Annotated in this window: 20 protein-coding genes; 7 read left to right on the top strand and 13 right to left on the bottom strand. The window is 68.7% G+C overall.

Going from position 1 to position 20,347, the window contains the following annotated elements:
• Positions 1-5 precede the first annotated feature (5 nt).
• Entirely contained in the window at positions 6-953 is a 948-nt protein-coding gene (locus tag NM203_RS15810) for an alpha/beta hydrolase (RefSeq protein WP_255060966.1), read from the bottom strand.
• Between the two features lie 96 nt (positions 954-1,049).
• On the opposite strand from NM203_RS15810, the gene NM203_RS15805 reads away from it, so the two are divergent.
• Positions 1,050-1,670 (top strand): PadR family transcriptional regulator, encoded by a 621-nt coding sequence (locus NM203_RS15805; RefSeq protein WP_255060965.1) that lies wholly within the window; start codon positions 1,050-1,052, stop codon positions 1,668-1,670.
• Between the two features lie 3 nt (positions 1,671-1,673).
• Here the strand turns inward: NM203_RS15805 and NM203_RS15800 are convergent, their stop codons facing one another.
• The 6 genes from NM203_RS15800 to NM203_RS15775 are packed head-to-tail and all read right to left on the bottom strand — an operon-like array spanning position 1,674 to position 6,496.
• Positions 1,674-2,093: a Zn-ribbon domain-containing OB-fold protein gene (locus NM203_RS15800; protein WP_255060964.1), complete on the bottom strand. Its 420-nt coding sequence runs from the start codon at positions 2,091-2,093 to the stop codon at positions 1,674-1,676.
• Position 2,094: 1 nt separating this feature from the next.
• Complete coding sequence (locus NM203_RS15795) at positions 2,095-3,297, bottom strand: thiolase family protein (protein WP_255061231.1); 1,203 nt, start codon at positions 3,295-3,297, stop codon at positions 2,095-2,097.
• Positions 3,294-3,734 (bottom strand): hotdog family protein, encoded by a 441-nt coding sequence (locus NM203_RS15790; RefSeq protein WP_255060963.1) that lies wholly within the window; start codon positions 3,732-3,734, stop codon positions 3,294-3,296. The genes NM203_RS15795 and NM203_RS15790 overlap by 4 nt, the downstream gene beginning before the upstream one ends.
• Before the next feature lie 10 nt (positions 3,735-3,744).
• Positions 3,745-4,245: a MaoC family dehydratase gene (locus tag NM203_RS15785; protein ID WP_255060962.1), complete on the bottom strand. Its 501-nt coding sequence runs from the start codon at positions 4,243-4,245 to the stop codon at positions 3,745-3,747.
• Positions 4,242-5,312, bottom strand: a complete 1,071-nt coding sequence (locus NM203_RS15780) for an acyl-CoA dehydrogenase family protein (protein ID WP_255061230.1) — start codon at positions 5,310-5,312, stop codon at positions 4,242-4,244. The genes NM203_RS15785 and NM203_RS15780 overlap by 4 nt, the downstream gene beginning before the upstream one ends.
• 5 nt (positions 5,313-5,317) lie before the next feature.
• Positions 5,318-6,496 carry an acyl-CoA dehydrogenase family protein gene (locus NM203_RS15775; protein ID WP_255060961.1) on the bottom strand — a complete coding sequence of 393 codons (1,179 nt, stop codon included), beginning with the start codon at positions 6,494-6,496 and terminating at the stop codon, positions 5,318-5,320.
• Positions 6,497-6,624: 128 nt separating this feature from the next.
• Here NM203_RS15775 and NM203_RS15770 point away from each other — a divergent pair, with 128 nt between their 5' ends.
• Positions 6,625-7,866 carry a cytochrome P450 gene (locus tag NM203_RS15770; RefSeq protein ID WP_255060960.1) on the top strand — a complete coding sequence of 414 codons (1,242 nt, stop codon included), beginning with the start codon at positions 6,625-6,627 and terminating at the stop codon, positions 7,864-7,866.
• Positions 7,867-7,913: 47 nt separating this feature from the next.
• Here NM203_RS15770 and NM203_RS15765 read toward each other — a convergent pair whose 3' ends face one another.
• The 4 genes from NM203_RS15765 to NM203_RS15750 all read right to left on the bottom strand — a co-directional run bounded on the left by NM203_RS15765 (position 7,914) and on the right by NM203_RS15750 (position 12,410).
• Positions 7,914-9,614: a glycoside hydrolase family 13 protein gene (locus tag NM203_RS15765; RefSeq protein ID WP_255060959.1), complete on the bottom strand. Its 1,701-nt coding sequence runs from the start codon at positions 9,612-9,614 to the stop codon at positions 7,914-7,916.
• The gene (locus NM203_RS33325; RefSeq protein WP_255060958.1) at positions 9,611-10,621 is read right to left on the bottom strand and encodes a glycosyltransferase family 4 protein; all 1,011 of its coding nucleotides are present in this window, start codon (positions 10,619-10,621) and stop codon (positions 9,611-9,613) included. The genes NM203_RS15765 and NM203_RS33325 overlap by 4 nt, the downstream gene beginning before the upstream one ends.
• Positions 10,622-10,695: 74 nt before the next feature.
• Positions 10,696-11,310 (bottom strand): class I SAM-dependent methyltransferase, encoded by a 615-nt coding sequence (locus NM203_RS15755; protein ID WP_255060957.1) that lies wholly within the window; start codon positions 11,308-11,310, stop codon positions 10,696-10,698.
• 26 nt (positions 11,311-11,336) lie between these two features.
• On the bottom strand, positions 11,337-12,410 hold the full coding sequence (locus NM203_RS15750; RefSeq protein ID WP_255060956.1) for a glycosyltransferase family protein: 1,074 nt from the start codon (positions 12,408-12,410) through the stop codon (positions 11,337-11,339).
• Positions 12,411-12,515: 105 nt separating this feature from the next.
• Between NM203_RS15750 and NM203_RS15745 the strand changes: the two genes are divergently transcribed.
• From NM203_RS15745 to NM203_RS15730, 4 genes are all read left to right on the top strand, one after another.
• Positions 12,516-13,448: a WcbI family polysaccharide biosynthesis putative acetyltransferase gene (locus NM203_RS15745; protein ID WP_255060955.1), complete on the top strand. Its 933-nt coding sequence runs from the start codon at positions 12,516-12,518 to the stop codon at positions 13,446-13,448.
• Positions 13,445-14,440, top strand: a complete 996-nt coding sequence (locus tag NM203_RS15740; protein ID WP_255060954.1) for a glycosyltransferase — start codon at positions 13,445-13,447, stop codon at positions 14,438-14,440. The genes NM203_RS15745 and NM203_RS15740 overlap by 4 nt, the downstream gene beginning before the upstream one ends.
• A complete protein-coding gene (locus NM203_RS15735) occupies positions 14,437-15,807 on the top strand; it encodes a glycosyltransferase family 2 protein (protein WP_255060953.1) in 1,371 nt (456 codons plus the stop codon). The genes NM203_RS15740 and NM203_RS15735 overlap by 4 nt, the downstream gene beginning before the upstream one ends.
• A gap of 72 nt (positions 15,808-15,879) precedes the next feature.
• Entirely contained in the window at positions 15,880-16,362 is a 483-nt protein-coding gene (locus NM203_RS15730; RefSeq protein ID WP_255060952.1) for an SRPBCC family protein, read from the top strand.
• A gap of 20 nt (positions 16,363-16,382) precedes the next feature.
• On the opposite strand, the gene NM203_RS15725 is transcribed toward NM203_RS15730, so the two are convergent.
• Together NM203_RS15725 and NM203_RS15720 are read right to left on the bottom strand one after the other, a co-directional pair.
• A complete protein-coding gene (locus NM203_RS15725; protein WP_255061229.1) occupies positions 16,383-17,456 on the bottom strand; it encodes a YihY/virulence factor BrkB family protein in 1,074 nt (357 codons plus the stop codon).
• A 71-nt stretch (positions 17,457-17,527) separates the two neighbouring features.
• Entirely contained in the window at positions 17,528-19,588 is a 2,061-nt protein-coding gene (locus tag NM203_RS15720) for an Ig-like domain-containing protein (RefSeq protein WP_255060951.1), read from the bottom strand.
• On the opposite strand from NM203_RS15720, the gene NM203_RS15715 reads away from it, so the two are divergent.
• Positions 19,560-20,252 (top strand): hypothetical protein, encoded by a 693-nt coding sequence (locus NM203_RS15715; RefSeq protein WP_255060950.1) that lies wholly within the window; start codon positions 19,560-19,562, stop codon positions 20,250-20,252. The genes NM203_RS15720 and NM203_RS15715 overlap by 29 nt on opposite strands.
• The last annotated feature ends 95 nt before the right edge of the window (positions 20,253-20,347 follow it).

Below are 20,347 nucleotides of genomic sequence, written 5' to 3'. Positions count from 1 at the left end.
CGCCGTCACGACGCCACCGCCGCAGTCCGCGCCGACAGCGCTCGACGCATGTCCGACCACAACAGGTCGCGGACGGTGATCGCGGGCGGAAAGTCGAGCATGGTGAGGAAGCCGTGGAAGAGGCCGCGGACGTCGCGGTGCACGACCGGCACACCATCAGAACGCAGCCGTCGCGCATAGGCCACACCCTCGTCGTGCAGCGGGTCGAGCGTGGCGGTCACGACGATCGCCTGCGGCAGTCCGGCGAGAGTGTCGGCGCGGCACGGCGCGACGAGGTGGGCGGGCTCGGGCAGCTCCGTGCCGCCGAGGTACTGACGCCAATACCATTGCAGCGCCGCGTGGGTGGTGAAGTACCCGGTGGCCCGTCGTCGGTGACTGACGGTGTCGCACGCCGGATCGATCACCGGGTAGAGCAGGATCTGGGCGACCGGCGGGACCGTGCCCCGCTCCCGGCACAGTATCGACGCCACCGCAGCGAGGTTGCCGCCGGCGCTGTCCCCCGCGACCGCGATGCGCTGTGGGTCCACGCCGAGCTCGCCCGCGTTGCGGACGACCCAGTCGAAGGCAGCGTGCGCGTCCTCCGCAGCGGCCGGCGCCGGGTGCTCGGGTGCGAGCCGGTAGCCGACCGAGACGACGACCGAGGACGTGCGCGCCGCCATCCTCCGGCAGAAGCCGTCGTGGCTGTCGATGTCGCACAGCACGAAACCGCCGCCGTGCAGGAACACCACCCCGGGAGCAGCGGTGCCGCCGATCCCGCGGGGCCGATAGACGCGCACGGTGATGGGCCCGACGGCGTTGTCGACGACCCGGTCCTCGGCCGTCGCGTCGTCGAGGTTGGATACGGGCATTCGGCGCGCGGCGACCGCTGCGCGCGCCTCCTGCGCGGCCATCCGCTCGACCGCCGGAAAGGCGTCGTTGAGCGTCTGCAACATCGCCGCTACACCGTCGTCCATGGGCTCCTCGTGGCTGGTGATCTGTTTCTATCAGGAATAGAGACGCGGTCGCACGGTATTGCCGGCATCGAATCCCCGCTGTTCTAGTGTGTCGCCATGGCCGACGATCGAGCGGACCCGCAGACGCGCCTGCGGCCGACGAGCTACGCGGTGCTGGGCTTACTGTCCTTCGGTCAGGAACTGTCCGGGTTCGACATGAAACGCTGGGCGGACTGGAGTCTGAAGTTCTTCTACTGGGCACCGTCGTTCAGTCAGATCTACGGCGAGCTGCACAAGCTGGAGACGCTGGGGCTCGTCGAGTCGCGGTTGGACGAGAACAAGCGCCCGCAGCGCAAGCGGGGCGAGCGCGAGAAGCGGGTCTACCGCATCACCGAAGAGGGTGAGCGGGCGGTGACCGAATGGACCACGGAGGCGGAGCCGGAGCCCGCCGTGCTCAAGCACGGCATCATGCTGCGAACGTGGTTGGGCCACACGGCGGATCCGGCCAAACTACGCGAGATGGTGCTGGCGCACCGCGCGCAGTCGGAACGCATGCGGGTGCTGGCCCTCGATCACGCCGAGGGCGCGGCACCCGTTGAAGAGTGGGCGTATCCCGTCGCGGTGCTGAACTGGTCGGCCCAGTACTACGCCGACGAGTGCGCACGCGCGGACACCCTGCTGGCCGAGCTGGATCGCCTGGGCGCGCAACGCAAGCGGAAGAAGAAGCGCAAGACGTGACAGTCAGGCGGGCCGGTAGCGCAACAGTGTGACGTCTTCGCCCGGCACGTCGTGGAACACGGGGGCGACGCGCATTCCGATGCGGATGTCGTCGGGCGCCACCTCGACCAGTTCGGTGCTCACGCGGGGGCCGACGTCCCACTCGACGACCGCGAGCAACTGGGGCAGCGCCCCGGCCCACGGGGGTCCCGTCGGCCGTTCGGCGACGGTGTAGGTGAACAACGTTCCCGCGCCGTCGATCTCGCGCCATTCCAGATCGTCCGCAAGCGTGCCGGGAGCGAGCGTCCTCGGGTAGAACACGTAGCGTTCCGACGACGGGCTGTACTGGATCTCGATGCGGTGCTGCCGCAGTGCCCGCCAGAACGGTGCGGACACCGGCGTCGGCTCGGGCAGTGGCATGGGTTCGGCTGTCTCAGAGGTCATGTCACTCGCCCTCCAGTACCAGTGCGACTTGCTCGCTCATGATGCCGCCGGTGCCGGTCACGAACGCCACATCGCAGTCGGTTACCTGAGCCGCCGCGGCGCGCCCCATCACCTGGCGGGCGGCGTCGACCACGTGGTGCATGCCGCCGGCCATCCCGGCCTGCCCGAAGGACAGCTGGCCGCCTGCGGTGTTGAGCGGGAAGTCGCCGCCGAAGGTCAGGTCGCGATCGTGGATCCAGGCGGCACCCCCGCCCTTGGGGCAGAAGCCCGCGTCCTCGAGGCTCATCAGGACGGTGATCGTGTAGCAGTCGTAGATGGATGCGACGTCGACGTCGGACGGGGTGAGGCCGGCCATCGCGAACGCACGCGCGGATGACCTCGCGACCGGGGTGACCATCAGATCCTCGGCGTAGGTGGGCGTCTTGAACGAGATGTGCTCCCCGAACCCCTTGACCCGCACCGGACGATGCCGCGACCGGGCCGCCAGGTCGGCGTTCGCGATCAACACGCCCGCGCCGCCCTGCACGCGCATCACGGTCTCCAGCATGTGGATGGGGTCGGCGATCATCGGGCTGGCGAGGACGTCGTCGACGGTCAGCGGCCTGCCGTGGAACACCGCGTCGGGATGGGCGCACGCGTTGGTGCGCTGATCGACGGCGATCTTGGCCAGCGCGCTCGGGTCGTAGCCGTACAGCGCGCCGTACCGCTGGGCGATCTGCGCGTAGGGCGCGTTCTGTCCGACGTTGCCGTACGGGATCTCGTACTCGGCCTGGGGTGAGCCGAACCTGTTGCTCGACGCGCCGTACCACGCAGGCGGTGTCGCAGGTCGGCGCTGCGACTTGGGCAGCGTCGTGGAACCCGGCACGACCGCGAGTACCGCGTTGCAGAGCCCCATTTCGACCGCGACCGCAGCCCGCCACACCATGCCCGCCGACGTCGCGCCGCCGAGATCGACCCGTTCGCCGAAGTCGATCGGCAGGCCGAGGTACTCGCTCAGGGTGGCGGGCGCGAACATCTCGGACTCCGCCACGCCGTGACAGATCAGACCGTCGATCACCGACGCGTCGAGGCCCGCGTCGGCGATCGCCGTCGCGGCGAGCGCGGCGTACTGATCGATGGTGAACAGCGCCGGGCGGGTCTGCTTGCGTTGGGCGGGCAGTTCGGCGATGCCGACGATCGCGGCGGTGCCGCGCAGCGACATCAGGGCACCCGGGTTCGGGTCGGCAGTGCGACCGTCGCGGTCCCCGGCATCAGCACGGTGTCGCCGCGGCGTCCGGCGATATCGACGTCGACCAGCCCGACGCCGTCCTCCATCCGGGTGGCGGTGACCACGCCGGAGAACGTCAGCTCCTCACCGGGGTAGGCCACCGCCCGGTTCTGCACGGAGTATTGGATGAGCCGTCCGCGCCCACCGACCCAGTCGGTGACCGCGCGGGCCAGCAGCGCCGACTGCAGTGGACCCTGCACCAGCACGTCGTCGTACCCCTCCACCGTCGTGGCCCAGTCCTTGTCGTAGTGAATCCGGTGGCCGTTATAGGTGGCGGCGCTGAAGAAGAACATCTGCGTCACGTCGACGGTGACGAGCAGCGGAGGAATCTCGTCGCCGGGGTGCACGTCGTCGTAGTACACCTGCGTGGTCACGGATGCCTCCTCACGGTCGGGCGATCATCGACGTCGTGGCCTCGGCCACTAGCTCAGCGCGCTGATTCCGATAGGTCGTGTGCCACGTCACCAACACGAAACGGCCTGACCTGCCATGCTTCTCGACGATCGAGGAGATGGTGCGCACCATCTCCACCTCGTCGCGGTGATAGGAGGGCAGGTGGAAGGTGGTCGACTCACCACCGGCCATGCGCCGCGGTGCACGCGGGAACGCCAGCCCACCGGACACCGCCCCGGACGAGCCGTCAGGGCGCAGACCCTCCAGCGACGCGACACCGAGCACCGCGTACTGAAGGTAGAGCGGTGGGCAGATCACGTCGTCGTAGTCGCTGGCCCGAGCGTAGTCGGCGTCGAACCAGAGCGGATTGTGATCGCCGACCGCCGCGGCCCAGCGCTGCCACTGGAGTCGATCCACGTCGCCGGTCGCCCTCGCCGCCACACTTCCCACACGGGCGGCGGAGTCGGCGTCGATCAGACTGTCGTCGGTCATCCATCCATCTCCAGCCAGGTCGCGGCGATGTCCGCGCCGCCGCCGAGTGTCGAAAGCACCCGCGCGCGTTCGGAATACCTGTGAAGATCGGTGTCGACCACGTAGCCCATGCCGCCGTGCAGTTGGTGCGCGTCGAGCGTGATCAGCTTCGCGGCGCCGGCCGAGCGCATGCGGGCGACCGCCGTCTCACGCGTTGCGACCTCGCCCGTCTCCAGCACCGACACCGCAGCCCGCGCCGCCAGCCGAGCAGCGGCCAGCGCGATGTGCATGTTCGCGACGAGATGCTGCGCCGCCTGAAACGACGCGATCGGGCGGCCGAACTGCTGGCGCATCACCGTGTAGTCGACCGTCCGCTGCAACGCCGCCTCACCGACCCCGACGAGGTCCAGTGACAGCAGCGTCGTCGCGGTGTTGGCGAGCCACCGCAGCCGTTCGTCGGAAACCCCGTGGTCGGCACCCAGGACGAGGCTCTGGTCGACGGTGACGCCGTCGAAGTGCAGGCGGGCCGCGGTCTGGCCGCCCATCAGGGTGACCGGGTCGGCGCGCAGCCCGCGCGAGTCCGCGGGCACCACGGCCACGAGGTGGTGCCCGGTGGCGGTGTCGCCGGCCGAGACCACGACGGCGTCAGCGCTGTCGGCGTCGAGCACGAAGTCGACGCAGCCGCTGAGCACCCAGGCGGCTCCGGTCGGTTCGGCCCGTAGCGTGGGCGTGATGCGGCTCGCGTCCACCGGCGACCACAGCGCGGTTGTGGCTCTTGACTTTCCGGATGCGAGGGCGGGTAGCAGGTTCGTCCGCTGCTCGGCGGTACCCAGTGCGTCGATGGCCATGCCCGCCTGGATGGTGCCGTGGACCAGCGTCGGGCACAGACCGCGCCCGGCCTCGACGAAGAAGACCCCTAGATCACGGAGACGCCCTCCCGAGCCGCCGTGACACTCCGGCAGTACGAGACCGAGCACGCCGGCCTCGGCCAGGGAGTTCCACACACCCGTGTCGTCCCGGTCGACCGCGAACAACCGGCGCAGGGTCGCCGCGAAGTCTCGCTCGTCGTCGTCGGGCAGCAGTTGCACGGAGGTCACCGCCCGTAGGAGGGCATGCCGTGGCCCCGTCGGGCGATGACGTCGCGGAGGACCTCGTTGGTTCCGCCGCCGAACCTCATCAGCGGAGCGGCGCGGTACAGCCGCTCGAAGACGCCGTCGGCGGGGGCTCCCGTCGACCGGTGCGCCAGCAGACCGTCGGGTCCGAGCAGGTCGATGGCGAGGTCGGCGATCCGCTGCCGCAGTTCGCTGGTGAAGATCTTCTCGACGCTGACCTCCACCGTCGGGACGATTCCCGTGTCGAGCAGCGACGCGGCCTCCACCCCCATCAGCATCGCGACGTCGACGTCGGCCTCGGCCTGTGCGAGGCGACGGGCGAAGGACGGGTTGTCGAGGGGAGCCGAGCCGTCCCGTCGCGACGTCCGGGCCAGGTTCTGCAGTTCGTCGAGCGCGCGCCGCAGATCACCGGCGTTGGTCAGGGCGCCGCGTTCGAGATCCAGCGCTCCGGTGATGTAGGTCCACCCGCGGTTCTCCTCACCGATCAGATTCGTTGCGGGAACACGGACGTCGCGGAAGAACACCTCGTTGGTGCGGTAGCCCGACCACGCCGTCAGCGGGCGGATCTCGATGCCTGCGGACTCCAACGGCACGATGATCACCGAGATGCCGCGGTGGCGTCTGGCGTCGGGATCGGTGCGCACGCAGAGCCATTCGTGGGTGCTCCGCTGCGCGCCGCTGTTCCAGATCTTCGCCCCGTTGATGACCCACTCGTCGCCGTCACGAACCGCACGGGTCCGCAGGCTCGCCAGGTCCGTTCCGGCATCCGGCTCCGAATAGCCGACCGCACAGGTCAACTCACCCGCGGCGATCGGGGGTAGGAACTCTCGCTTGTTCTGTTCGGTACCGTGCCGCATGATCATGGGCGCCACCGACGTGACGGTGAGGTCGGGCCCCGGAACGCCGCGGTATTCGAACTCCCGCGTCAACAGGTGCTGGTGCATCGCACTGAGACCGAGCCCGCCGTACTCCTCGGGCCAGGTGACGCCGAACCAACCCTTCTCGCCCACCCGGCGCCGAAACGCCGACACCTCGCCGCCGATGCGCTCGAGGCCGTGTTCGGCAAGCTCGGCCTCGAGGGCCGGGGTCACGGTGTCAGCCAGGAACGCCCGCACCTCGTCGACCCAGGCCCGTTGAGCCGCGTCGAGACCGACATCCACGAACGCTGAGCTTAATCCCGGCGCCGTACCCGCGGACTATTTCGAAAAGAAAGAGTTCTTGCCGAAAGTCACCACGGCGGGTGCACGGGGATGTGATCCTGTGCGAAGCACGTGCACGAGGAGCTCCGATGGTCGCACCAGAACTGCCTGCGGGTTTCGATTTCACCGACCCCGACATCTACGCCGACCGGTTGCCCGTCGACGAACTCGCCGAGTTGCGGCGCACGGCGCCCGTCTGGTGGAACCGCCAGGCGACCGGTGCCGAGGCGTTCGGAGACGACGGCTACTGGCTGCTCACTCGCCACCGCGACGTGCGTGAAGCGTCGCTGCGCGACGACGTGTTCTCGAGCGCCGCGAACTGCATCGTGCCGCGTTACCCGGACGCGGAGTCGGGCCGCGGCCAGATCGAGGCGGGCCGGTTCTCGATGATCAACATGGACGCACCGCAGCACAGTCGCCTGCGCAAGATCATCTCCCGCGGATTCACACCGCGCGCGGTCGAGCGACTGCGCGACGGACTGCGTGACGCGGCACGTGACATCGTGGCGAGGGCCGCGGCGGCGGGGACCGGCGACTTCGTGCAGCAGGTCGCCTCCGAGCTGCCCATGCACGCCATCACCAATCTGCTCGGCGTCCCCGACGAGGACCGCATGAAGCTGTTTCACTGGACCAACGAGATGGTCGGCGACGAGGATCCGGAGTTCGCGGAATCGCAGGCGCTGATGTCGGCAGGCGAATTGGTGTTCTACGGAATGCGTTTGGCCGCATACAAAGCCGACCACCCTGGCGACGACATCGTCACCAAGCTCATCGAGGCGGACGTCGACGGCCAGAAGCTCTCCGACGAGGAGTTCGGGTTGTTCATGATCACCCTGACCGTGGCCGGTAACGAGACCACCCGGAACTCGATCACTCAGGGCATGATGGCGTTCCTCGATCACCCCGACCAGTGGGAGCTGTTCAAGACGGACCGGCCCCAGACAGCAGCCGACGAGATCATCCGGTGGGCGACTCCGGTCACGTCGTTTCAGCGGACGGCGCTGATCGACGTGGAACTCGGTGGGGTGCAGATCAAGAGGGGCCAGCGAGTCGTGCTCGCCTACCGATCGGCCAACTTCGACGACGAGGTCTTCGTGGATCCGCTCCGGTTCGACATCATGCGAAGCCCCAACCCGCACGTGAGCTTCGGCGGGACCGGTGCGCACTACTGCGTCGGCGCGAGCCTGGCCCGGCTGACCATCAACCTGGTGTTCGCGGCACTGGCCGACGCGGCGCCCGATCTGAAGGCGCTCGCCGAACCGGAGCGGTTGCGGTCGGGCTGGTTGAACGGCATCAAGCACTGGCAGGTCGACTACTCGGGCGGTCTGTGATCTGCGTGTCGCAACCCGCGCTCACCGCGGATTTCGACACGCAGCAGCTAGGAATCCCTCGAATAGATCCGCGCGTCCCAGCCCACGAGGTCGAGGATCGCCGACGTGGAGGTGGTCGGGGTCCCCAGTAGGTTGCCGAGCAGCAGTGCGGACCCGATCCAGTCCGGGCAGATCTCCATGCTGCGGGGTTCGCGTCCGCAGTTGGCGACGACGAGCAACTCCCGCTCCGGGAGGGTTCTCGTGTACACCCAGAGCTGCGGATCGTCCTCCAGCAGCGGGGTGAAGACACCGTCCCGCAGGATGGGCAGGTCGTGTCGAAGCCGGATGAGGTCCCGGTAGTGGGCGAAGACGGAATCCGTTGTCCCGACTTGCTCTTCGGCGTTCAACCAGGTGTGATTCGGATTGACCGGAAGCCACGGCGTACCGGCGCTGAACCCCCCGTTCGGCCCGCCGTCCCACTGCATCGGGGTGCGGGCGTTGTCACGACTCATCGCGGCCAACCCGGCCAGGGCCGCTTGCGCGTCGCCGCTCGCCGCGACGACGTCGTCGTAGTGGTTCACGGCCTCGAGATCCGCGTGATCCTGCGGAGTTCGGAAGGGGTAGTTCGTCATTCCGAGTTCTTCGCCCTGATACACGAACGGGGTGCCGCGCATGCCGTGCAGGATCGTCGCGAGCGCCTTCGCCGAGGCGGCCCAGTACGCCGGGTCGTCGTCGCCGAACCGAGATACGACCCGCGGCTGGTCGTGGTTGTTCCAGTAGAGGCTGTTCCACCCGGTATCGGCGAGTGCGGCCTGCCACCGGTGCAGCGCCTTCTTCAGCACGACGAGATCGAGGCCGCGGTAGTCGAACTTGCCCCCGGCGCCGTGGTCGACGGACACGTGCTCGAACTGGAAGACCATGTCGAGCTCACCGCGTTCCGGGTCGGTGTAGAGCCGGGCCTGTTCGGGCGTCACACCGGGCATCTCGCCGACGGTCATGAAGTCGCCCGCCCGGTTACCGAAGACCGCGAGGGTCGTCTCGGCCAGGTAGTCGTGCACGCGCGGCCCGTCGGCGAACTCCGCGAAGGCGACGACGAAGCGCCTCCCTGGGATCGCCGGCGCGTCCGGCAGTCCCGACGTCTTGGAGATGAAGTTGATGACGTCCATCCGGAAGCCGTCGACACCGCGGTCCAGCCACCAGGACATGATGTCCTGCACTGCCTTTCGCACCGGCGGGTGTTCCCAGTTCAGGTCCGGTTGTTTGCGGTCGAACAGGTGCAGATAGTACTGCTCGGTCGCCTCGTCCCATTCCCACGCCGAGCCGCTGAACAGCGACCCCCAGTTGTTCGGCTCGGCACCGTCGCGGGTGTCTCGCCAGATGTACCAGTCCCGCTTGGGACTGTCGCGCGACGAACGCGATTCGACGAACCAGGGATGTTCATCCGAGGTGTGGTTGACGACGAGGTCCATCACCAGCTTCATCCCGCGGTCGTGCACCTCGGCGAGCAGCGCGTCGAAGTCGGCGAGGGTACCGAACAGCGGATCCACGTCGCGGTAGTCGCTGATGTCGTAGCCGTTGTCGACCTGTGGCGACGGGTAGATCGGCGACAACCAGAGCACGTCCACCCCGAGCGCAGCGAGATGGTCGAGCCGTCCGATGATCCCCCGCAGGTCGCCGATCCCGTCGCCGTCCGCGTCGGCGAAGCTGCGCGGATAGATCTGATACACCACGGCGGACTGCCACCACGGCGGATCATGTTGCGGTGTCATGTATTCCATCCGATGACGTCGCGATACACGTCGACGTACTTGTCGACCATCGCGGAGATCGTGAACCGTTCGCCGGCGATCCCGGCGATCCGGGCCCTGTCCAGCGTGCCGGCGGCGGCGACCGCGGCCACCGCCGAATCGACGTCGTCGACCAGGAATCCGGTCACCCGGTCGTCGATCAACTCGTGCATCGAGCCTCGCGCGTTCGCGATCACCGGCGTGCCGCACGCCATCGCCTCGACGACGCTGTAGCCGAACGGTTCGTCGAAGTCGATCAGGTGCAGCAGCGCGTGCGCACCCCCCAGCACCTCGGCCCGACCCGCGGCGTCGACGGCGCCGAGGTAGCGCACGTGCTCGCCGTCGACGTGCGGCGCCACCTGCTCGCGGAAGTAGTCCTCGTCCTGGATAATCCCGGCGATGTCGAGTCGCCGGCCGCACCGACCGGCGACCTCGATGGCCTGGGCCGTGCCCTTATCGGGGTGGATCCGGCCGAAGAACAGCAGGTGCTCGCCGGGGCTGGGGTGCACCGCGAAACCGGCGACGTCGATCCCGTGGTGGATGGTGGCGGCGTAGTGCAATGCCGGATGCCGGTCCGCGTCGCTGATCGACACGTACGCGGTGCTGCCGTCGTAGCGCTGGTACACGGGCACGATCCGGTCCGACGAGAACCCGTGGATCGTGGTGACCACCGGCGTGGAGACCAGGTCGCTGTACGTCAGTGGCAGGAAATCGAATCCGTTGTGGATGACGTCGAACTCGTCGGCGCGCTCGAACACCGACGCGATGTGCAGGCACTCCGCGACCTTGGGGTCGATGGTCGGGTCCTCCGACCAGCCGCACGGTGCGGTGGCGTGCAGCCGGGCCGCGGTGATCGAGTCCGCGGTGGCGAACAACGTGACGTCGTGGCCGGCCGCGACCAGGCCCTCGGTGAGCAGCGACGCGAACTGCTCCCACGGACCGTAGTGCCGGGGCGGCGTCCTCCACGCGATCGGCGCGAGCACCGCCACGCGGATGGGGGCACCAGCCTGAATGGGAATGAGTTCAGGCTAGCCCGGGCGCGTACGCCGCGGAGCGAGGCGTGTCACGGTTTCAACCACCGCCACTGGCCTGACAGCCACCCGTGCGCGTCGGGCAGTTCGTCGCCTACCGCGGCGACGACACCCGGCCAGATGAGACTGTCGTAGTCGTCGCCGGACAGCCAGCCGCCCGGCCGGACCTTGGGCGCCCACGCCCTGATGTCGTCGACGACGCTGTCGTAGTCGTGCCGGGCGTCCAGGTGCACCCACGCCACGGACTCGTCGGCGAAGAAGCCCGCCGCCCTCGGCGAGGAGCTGATGAGGACGTCGACGACGTCGGCGAACCCGCATGCGATCACGTTGCGGTGCAACAACCCTGCGAACGTCCCGCCGCCGTATTCGACCGCGTGACCGTGTGCGTCCTCGTTCGACAGTCCCTCCGCGCCACTCCCCCGGCACGTGTCGACGCTGACGATCGTGTAGTCCCGCCCCGACGTGCGAACGACGTCGGCGAGTGAACACAGACTGCGGCCCAGATACGAACCGACCTCGACGAACACGCTGCCATCGCCGAACACCGTAACGGCCTCCTCCTGGCCCGCACGCCAGTGAAACCAGCCGGGGATGTCCGACCACTGCGCCACTTCCGCTGAGAACGTCTCCTGCGATGGCGAATTCACCACTCTGCTCCTCTCGTCGTCGCCGGTCACGCGCTCATCTCGTGCGCCTCGCCGACCGAGTCCCCGAGCGCGCAGCGGTACAGCGCGAGCGTCGCGGCGCGCACCCGCCGCCGTTGCTCGACCCGGTGCGCACGCCGGTGCTCGTCCACGGCGGTCGACGCGTCCCGCGCCGACTGGACCGCCGCAGACACGGCGTCGATGAACCCGTCGGCATCGAAACGATCTGTGCCGTAGCCGAACACGGGTAGTGGATGCTGTTCGTGGAAGTATCCGCAGTCGGGGACGACCGCCTGGACGCCCGCGTCGTGGCAGGCCTCGACCCAGCCCGAGTGCGAACCGTGCCGATAGGGCAGTACGAGAACGTCGACGTCGGTGAGGTAGTCGGTGAGTTCGTCGTCGCTGAACGGACGGTGCACGCGGACGTCGACACCCGCTCGACGGTACCGGTCGAGTCGCTCCGGACGGGCCTCGTCCGCGCGGGGGGCGTCCAGCACCTGGTCGTCGAGGTCGAGCCGCAACCGCCAGTCGGTGCCGTGCTGGTCGGCTAGCCGGTCGAGCAGCGGCCACGGGTCGACGTTCGCACGGAGGCTCTTCGCGTGGATGGCGACGACGGGACGGGTTCGTGCCGCTCGCGCCGCACCGATCGCGTCGACCGGCAGAACGTGCGGATGCGGCAGCACTGTCGCCCGTCGGCCCCACCGCCGCTCGATCTCGGCCGCCGCGCCGTCCGTCAGCGTGACGACCGCCGACGCCGCGGCCAGCAGCACGCCGAGCCGTTCCGCGTGGGCGGACTGAGCGGTGAAGTGCGGGTTGTCCAGATCGTGCACCGTCACGATGAGCGGAACGCGGCGCGCGTCGAGTATTTCGGCGACCTCGGCGAGGTCCGTGGGCGTGTTCGTGTCGAAGCCGAAGTGGACGTGCAACAGGTCCAGCCCCGCGACTCGGTGCCGCAGGTAATCCGGTTCGAGCAGCCGCGGCGGCCACCATTGGCCGGGTTGACTCACACAGCGGGGAACGGGGTCGGGGAGCAGCGTGACCGCTCGGGGGTCGACGACCGCACCGACGTAGGGGTGGGCGGCGGGAACGGACGCGACGAACAATACTCACCTGCCTGTCGAAGACGTTGTGGGCAACCGGCATCGCCGGTAGGCGAAAGAGGTTGCGCGCCGCACATACCCGCGATGCCGGCGTCTACGCTCGCGGGAGTGAGTGATTCGGGCCGCATCCGCCACTACGCCGACTTCTACGGACGCGAGGCGGACGCCGCACCGCACCTACCGCTGTGGCTGGTGATCGGCAACTGCCAAGCCGAAGCGCTGCGCAGCGCTTTGGACACGGTCCCCGACTCGCCCTACCGCACCGTCCGCGTGCCGCCCGTGCACGAACTCGAGTCCGCCGACCTGCCCTACCTCGCCGCGCTGCTGAGCCGAACGTCGCTGCTGCTCAGCCAGCCGATCAGGGACGACTACCGCGGGCTGCCGGTCGGCACCGCACAGCTGGCCGAGCGACTGCCGGCCGGAGCCGCGGTGCTGCGCTGGCCGGTGATCAGGTACGCCGGCCTGTACCCCTTCCACGTGATCGTTCGCCGTCCCACCGACCGCTCCGTGGTCCCGCCGGTGGTGCCCTATCACGACCTGCGAACGGTTGCCGCGGCGCTGCACGGATTCTCGCCGCTGGATCCGTGGGACGTCGAGGTCACGCCGGCCGCGTTCCGCGCGGTGGCCGAGTCGAGCATCGCCGCGCTGGCGGAACGGGAGCTCCGCGACTCCGACGTTGCGGTGTCGGACGTGTTCGCGACGGCCGGCCGGGATGCGGCCCACGCGATCAACCATCCCGGCAACACGGTGCTCACCGTCCTCGCCGACCGCATCCTCGAGGCACGCGCGGTTGCGGGCCGCGTCCGGCTCGACGGAACTCCCCTGCTCGGTTCCGTGTACGCCCCGCTCGAGCAACGCGTACTCGACGCGTTGGAGATCGCCGGCGAGGCGCGTGACACGTGGTGTTTCCACGGTGAGTCGATCGACCCCGAACGGGTACATCGCGTGCACATGGAGTGGTATCGACACAACGACGACTTCCCGGTGCTCGCCGTGCAGCGGCACGGCCCGACCTTGGAGCAGCTGGGTTTACCGCGGTGAGCGACCCGATCGCGCACGTCGTGGTGGGGCCGGCGCGGCACGGTGTCGTGCGGTTCGGCGTCGCACTTGATCAACGGCTGCGTAGCAACGGGTTTCCGATCGAGTTGCGTAGCGCTCTGGGCCGTACGGCTCAGGGGCGGGGCGTACACGTGCAGTTCACCGACCGATTGTTCGGCGCCGATGCCGTGCAGGCCGCGGTCGCCGTCTCGGAGTTCGCGGCGATGGTGCACTGCAGTGGGGCGCGGATCTCGGCAACCCTGCACGATCTCCCGCAACCGTCGGACGGTGAGCACTACTCGACCCGCGCACACGCCTACGCCTCACTCGCCTCGACGTTGGACGCCGTCGTCGTGAGCAGCGATCACGAGCGTGAACTGTTGTCGACCATCGGATTTCGCGGTCGGACGTCCGTCATCCCGCTGCCCGTCACCCCACCGGTGCACGGTCCGTCCCCGTCGTCGCACCCACCGTCGGTCGGGATGTTCGGCTTCGTCTATCCGGGCAAGGGCCACGCGGAGGTGCTGGACGCCATGGAGCGCCTGCCGCCCGGAGTCGCCATGACGGTGATCGGCGAACCGTCAGCGGGGCACGAGGACCTCATCGAGCACCTCGCCGCGACGGCCCGCGCGCAAGGGCGGCGATTCGAGGTGACGGGGCACGTGACCGACGGTGCAGTGAACCCACTGCTGCACGGCGTGTCCGTGCCCGTCGTCCATCACCGGCACGTGTCGGCGTCGGGATCGTTGAACTCGTGGCTGACGGCGGGGCGGCGACCGCTGGTGGCGTCCACCAGGTACACCCGCGAGATCGCAATCCGCAATCCCGGTGGACTACTGCTGTACGAGGACGACCCCGACAGCCTGGCCGCGGCGCTGCGGGCGGCCCTCGACGAACCCGAGTCCACCTGGCTGCCGCCCGGCTTCGCGTGCTCGCCGACACCCGACCAGGTCGCACGCTGCTACGCGCGGTTCCTCCGTGGGGTGCACCGGTGAGCGACACCACGCGGGCGTTCCCGCTCACGGACGGTCGGTTCGCGGTTCCGGGCAATCGGTGGGATCTGCTGAATGATGCGGACTTTCGACCTGCTCCTGTCGCCGTTGTCATCCCCCACTACGAGCAGCCGGGTCAGCTGGCGCTGGTGCTGCGCGCCATCGAACTGCAGGATTTCCCCGCCGACCTCGTTGAGGTGGTGGTCGCCGATGACGGTTCGACGGTCGCGCCGGACGTGACGGCCTCGCGACTGAACGTCACCGTGGTGCGGCAGGAGGACAGGGGCTTTCGGGCCGCGGCCGCGCGCAATCTCGGCGCGGCCGCCACCACCGCCGAGGTGCTGTGCTTCCTGGATGCCGACACCGTTCCCGAACCCGGCTACCTCCGCCACCTCACCCGCCTGCCGGCCCGGCTGCCCGACGCCGTCGTCGTCGGCCGTCGCCGCCACGCCGACCTGTCCTGCTGGCGTCCGGACATGCTCGAGGACTGGTGGTTCGGGGCGACGGCGCCGCCCGTGCTGGCCGAGCCGCGCTGGCTGCGAGACGCCTACGATGCCAGTGCGGATCTGCTGCATATCGACCAACGGTCCTACCGCCATGTCATCAGCGCCGTGATGTGTTGTAGCCGAGAGCTGTTCGACGACATCGGGGGGTTCGATGAGTCCTTCCGCGGCTACGGCGGCGAGGACTGGGAGTTCACGCACCGAGCCGTGGTCGGCGGAGCCGTGCTGCACCATGCACGGCAGGCGGTGGCGTGGCACGACGGTCCCGACTGGGCGGACCGTCCGGTCGCCGACCGGCTCGCGGTCAAGAACCGCGAGGCGCTGGCCCTGGCACGGTTGATCCCCGATCCGAACGCGCGCCGGTCGGGACTGCGTTACGCCGTGCCGGCGGTGGTCGTCGAGCTCGATACGAAAGAGCACGACGCCGCCTCCCTGACCACGACGCTCGGCTGCTTCCTTCACGAAGACGTCGGCGTCTGGCTGCACGGGGCGCGCAGTGCGGACCTGCTCGCCGAACTGGGCGTCGACGACCCCCGTGTGCGCGTCGGTCCGGTGCCCGACCTCGTCGCGCGAAGATGCCATTCGACGGTGGTCGGCACCGGGCGTCCCGCGCTGCCCGCGAAGTCCTTCACCGAGTTGCTGCGGCGCTGCGGCGACGACGGCGTGGCCACGGTGCGGGTCGCGGGGACGGGCGCAGGCCTCGTCGTGTGCGCGTCGTGGGCGACGAACCGGCTGCGGCGCTGGACGCGAGGACGTGTCGTGTTCGCGAAACCCGCTGACGCGCAGCGCATCGGGGAGGTGCTCGAGGTTCCGGCGGACTCGGTGGAACTGCGGTGCGTGGAACCCGACGTCGATCTGTCCTGGTGAGGACGGACACCGGTGCGTTTCGGCTCCGCTCGAAGGGGGTAGTGCGGGCGGTTGGACCGATGAGGAGGGCCGATGACCGAACACCCGCCTGAAGCAGACAGCGCCTTGACCGTGAAGCGCGACACCACCGCCACCCGCGCACAGGTGTGGGCCGTGCTGGCCGACGGCTGGACCTACTCGCAGTGGGTGGTCGGCAACAGCCGGATGCGTGCCGTCTCCCCCGACTGGCCGACCGCCGGCGCCACCATTCACCACTCGGTCGGTGTGTGGCCGTTGCTGCTGAACGACGTGACCGTCGTGGACTCCGTTGTGCCACAAGAGCAATTGGTCCTTCTCGCTAAGGGCCGACCCTTCGGAAAGGCCCGAATCACGCTGCGGCTGTTCGACATCGACGACGGCGGCTGCCGAATCGAGATGGCCGAGACACCCGTCGGTGCCCCGATGGGATGGGTACCCGATCGGCTGGCCCTCGCCGCGGCGATCCCCCGCAACCGCGAGTGCACCCTGAGGCTTGCTGCGATAGCCGAACGCCGGGAATCAGAAGGAGCCGAGTAGGCCGGGTGGGCGAGGGCGCATCAGGAGTCCTCACCACGGGTGCGGCGTAATCGGCCGGCCCGCTTGATGTCCTTGGCCTCGGCGGCCTCGTTCTTCTCGATCACTCGCGTATCGCGCGGCGGGAGTTGGAGCTCACGTTCGGCGGGAAGCCCGGCCTGAAGCTGCCGTCCTCGTTCGAGCTCGGCGTCGAGCTCCGCGCCGAACAGCAACGCCAGGTTGGTGATCCAGAGCCACAGCAGGAACACGACCACGCCGGCCAACGCACCGTAAGTCTTGTTGTAGCTGCCGAAGTTCGACACGTAGACCGCGAACCCCACTGAGACGACGATCCACGTGATGATGGCCAGCCCCGCGCCGATGCTGATCCAACGGAACTTCGGCTGCTTGACGTTGGGGGTGGCGTAGTACAGCATCGCTACCGCCAGGACGACGGCCAGCAGGACCAACGGCCAGCGGATCACGTTCCACGCCGTCAATGCGACGTCGCCGAGCCCGATAGCGTCACCGATCGCACTGGCGACGGGACCCGACACCGCCAGCAGGAACGCCACGACGGCGGCGAGGATCAGCCCCACGAAGGTCAGCAGCAGTTGAAGCGGACGCAGTTTCCACACGGGTCTGCCCTCGTCGATCTCGTACATCCGATTCATCGCCCGACCGAAGGCGCCGACGTAACCGGAAGCCGACCACAGTGCGGTGGCCAAGCCGAGCACCAGGGCGAAGCCGGCCGAAGGGGTGTTGACGAGCTGTTCGATCGTGGGTCGCAGCGAATCGACTGCCGATGACGGGGCGACGTCGTCGACTATGTCCAGGACCGCATCGGTGGTGCGCCGCCCCTGCCCGAACACCCCGAGTAGGGACACCATCGCCAGCAGGGCCGGAAAAAGCGACAGAACCGCGTAGTACGTCAACGCGGCGGCGAGGTCGGTGCACTCGTCGCGGCTGAACTCGCGGGCCGTCTTGCGCACCACGAACAGCAGGGACGGTTTCGTGAGGTCGCCCGGCGATTCCGGCTTTCGCGGGTCGTCGGGATCAGGCGCCTGACGCCGGGCGGCGTCGTCCCGATAGTCCGAGAGATCTCCGTCAACGCTCATCATCCAGCCGTACCCTCCGCGGCGACCACGAAACGACGCCGATCGGCAGCGCCGGCAGACGACAACCCCGGCTACGCGCCCGTCTTCGCGTCCTCCACCTTGGCCGGATCTGGGATCGTCTGGGTGTCGCCGTCGAGGGTCGAGGTGATGTAACCCGTCACCGATTGGGTGGGCAGGAGGGTGAACAGGGCGTTGGCGTCCAGGCTGCCCCTGTCGGCTCCGCTGGCGTCGGTGACGTCCACGTCGGCGAGGTAGGTGACACTGAGTTGGCTCGGGCCGTAGATTCCCGTTTCGGTGCCGTTGAGAATCAACCCGTCCTCGTTGACGTAGTTGGTGTACTGCACCGTGCGGGTCGTTTGGAACGTCGCCGGGTTCATCACCTCGGTAACCACTGCGGTGCCACCGCCTACGCCGTTGTACGTTCCGGTCGGCGGCAGCGGGGTCGTCTTGGCGACGTAGGTTCCCAGCGCCGGGAACGCCGACGGATCGATAACCGTCGTCGTATCCCCCACCGGCCCAACGCTCGTCGTGTACTTCAGATTTGCGATGACCAGTCGTGATTGCGTCGGCGCGATTCCGTGCTCGTCGCCGTTACCCGACTCCCAGAACGTGACTGCGGTGCCGTCGGGATTCCAGCTGGGCATGCTTCGGGAAATCCAACCGTCGCCCTCGTCCACCCCTGCGGTGGTCGGGTCGTCCTGAACGAAGAGCGGGATCCCGTTCTCGCGGTTGAGGTCGTCCTCGATGGCGACCGCCCAGTTCTGGTTCGAAATGTTGCGCACCTGCCCGTCCGCGTACTGGTCGTAGATCGCCGCGCCGACGTAGATCGGCAGGAAGTTCTGCCGCACGATGCGGGTCATCGGCGTGAGCGCCTCGAGGCCGCGCGTGCTTCCCACCGTGATCCACTGCATGTTGGGTGACATGTCGATGTCCTCGTCGTAGTCGAGGTTGCCGGTCACTCGAGTGCCGCGGAACGTGCTGCCGGGGTAGAGGTATTCGCCTGTCTGGCCGGACAGGTCGACCACGATGTCGTCGACGTTGCCACCCTCGATGGCGCCGCCCTGGATGATCACACCCTTGCCGTCGGGAGTCCACTGCTTGCTCTCGCCGGTGGGCCAGACGACCCGTGCATCGGTGACGTCGTAGTGATCACCGCTCGGCGTCAACGCGCCCACGATCGGAAGGGCCTGGAAGTTACCGGTTTGACCGAAGACGATACGGGTGAACAACACGTGCGTCCCGTCGGGCGACGGCCTCATCTCACGCTCCCGATTCAGGACTCCGCCGGGGGGCAGGCCGGGCAGGGTCGCGCCGCCGCCGTCGGGGGTGATCACGTTCACGATCCGTGCCGCCGAACCGACGCCGTTGTAGCCGGCGGGCTCGAAGATCGCGTAGCGAGGTTCCGGATTGTTGAGCAGCACCACGATCCGCCCGGTCCCGTCGTAGAACGGAACCGGCTTCTGAATGTTGATCGGCAATGCGGGATTCGTCCCCGCAACGGTGGGGGCGGCGAGGCCGCAGGTGAGGCACTTCGCGTCGGTCCCGTCGATGTCGATCTGATAGATCTCCTGGCGACCACCCGCGGTCGGGGTACCGGCGAACAGAATGGACTGGCCGCCTTCCGCATAGCGCGGATTGACCGGCTTCGTGATCCCGGCGGGCATGTCGAGGATCACGCGCTCGACCGCGGGATTAAGCACGGTGACCTCGGTACTCGCCTGGACGCCGTGCGACACTCCCAACAGACTCAGCAGGTTGGCTTTGCCGTCGGTCACCGATACGGTGAACGAATCGAGTTGTGCGGCATCGTAATCGATGTCATCGGGGGTGTAGGTGAAGTTGCCGGTGGCCTGATCGATCGTCACCGTCCCGCGCTCCGGGCCCCTGGTCACGGTGTAGGTCAACGTGTCGCCCTCGGCGTCCGCCGCGCCGATGTTGCCGGTGACGGTCTGGCCGGTCTGCACCGTGGTGGCGGGGTCGTAGGAGACGGTGGGAGCCTCGTTGAAGAAGTTGCGCCGCACGAACGCCAGGACGGCCCACACCACCGGGGTGAGCGGATCGGGCGTGTTGGGTGCGGGCGCGAGGAACGGGTTAAGCAGGTTCGTGACGACCGCGTTCAGGAATCCCGCCACCCCGGCGATCGGCGACACCGCCTGCGTCGGCGCGACGACCGCCGCGCCGGACTGCGTGGTGTTCGTGGTGCTCGTCGATCGAGCAGAGCTAGCGGAGAAGGTCTGTGGTGCATCCGCACTCGCTGCTGTCGTGGCGGTGGGCGCGGTGGCGACGATCTGCACGGCATCGACCGATGCGACGGGCGCCGCCGGGGCGACGACGGGAGATGACGGTGACGAGTTCGCCTCGGCGGCGGTGATTGTCGGCCGCTCCACCACCGGTGCCGGGCTAGCGGATGGCGCGCTGGTCGAGCCACTTGTCGTCTCGATCGGCTCCGGCGGTTCGGATGCTTCGGCTGGCGCGGACGGCTCCTCCGCGTCGGGCGTCGCGGCGTCGGGCGAGTTCGACTCCGACGTGCTCGTGTGCGCTCCACCGCTGCTGCTGACGGCCACACCGGGCGCGACGTGCTCGGTTGACGACGTCGTGCCTGTCGGCGTGCCCGTCACCTCGGTGCCCGCGTTCACCGAACCGCCACCGGCCGAGGCGGATTCGGGACCATCGGTGTTCGCCGCCGGAGTAGCGGCGTCCGATTCGGCGGACGAGGCATCGGAGGATGCCGTGCTCGACGAGGCCGCAGACGACTCGGACGACGTCCCCGTGGTGTCGGCGGCGGCGCATCCGTAACCCGTGGCGACGGCGGTGATCAACCAGGCCGCCACGGCCATTCCGCCGTAGCCACCGAACTTCACCGCACGGTGGGCGGCCCTGCGGGACGGCGC

The organism is Mycolicibacterium arenosum (assembly GCF_024320865.1).
Taxonomy (GTDB): Bacteria; Actinomycetota; Actinomycetes; order Mycobacteriales; family Mycobacteriaceae; genus Mycobacterium; species Mycobacterium arenosum.
Note: the sequence above shows the minus strand (reverse complement) of the source record. Positions and strands in the feature narration are given on the sequence as shown.

Bases quoted from the DNA above. Each gene is read 5' to 3' on its own strand.
- NM203_RS15810 (WP_255060966.1), bottom strand. From the start codon at position 953: ATGGACGACGGTGTAGCGGCGATGTTGCAGACGCTCAACGACGCCTTT.
- NM203_RS15805 (WP_255060965.1), top strand. From the start codon at position 1,050: ATGGCCGACGATCGAGCGGACCCGCAGACGCGCCTGCGGCCGACGAGC.
- NM203_RS15800 (WP_255060964.1), bottom strand. From the start codon at position 2,093: ATGACCTCTGAGACAGCCGAACCCATGCCACTGCCCGAGCCGACGCCG.
- NM203_RS15785 (WP_255060962.1), bottom strand. From the start codon at position 4,245: ATGACCGACGACAGTCTGATCGACGCCGACTCCGCCGCCCGTGTGGGA.
- NM203_RS15770 (WP_255060960.1), top strand. From the start codon at position 6,625: ATGGTCGCACCAGAACTGCCTGCGGGTTTCGATTTCACCGACCCCGAC.
- NM203_RS15765 (WP_255060959.1), bottom strand. From the start codon at position 9,614: ATGACACCGCAACATGATCCGCCGTGGTGGCAGTCCGCCGTGGTGTAT.
- NM203_RS15730 (WP_255060952.1), top strand. From the start codon at position 15,880: ATGACCGAACACCCGCCTGAAGCAGACAGCGCCTTGACCGTGAAGCGC.
- NM203_RS15725 (WP_255061229.1), bottom strand. From the start codon at position 17,456: ATGAGCGTTGACGGAGATCTCTCGGACTATCGGGACGACGCCGCCCGG.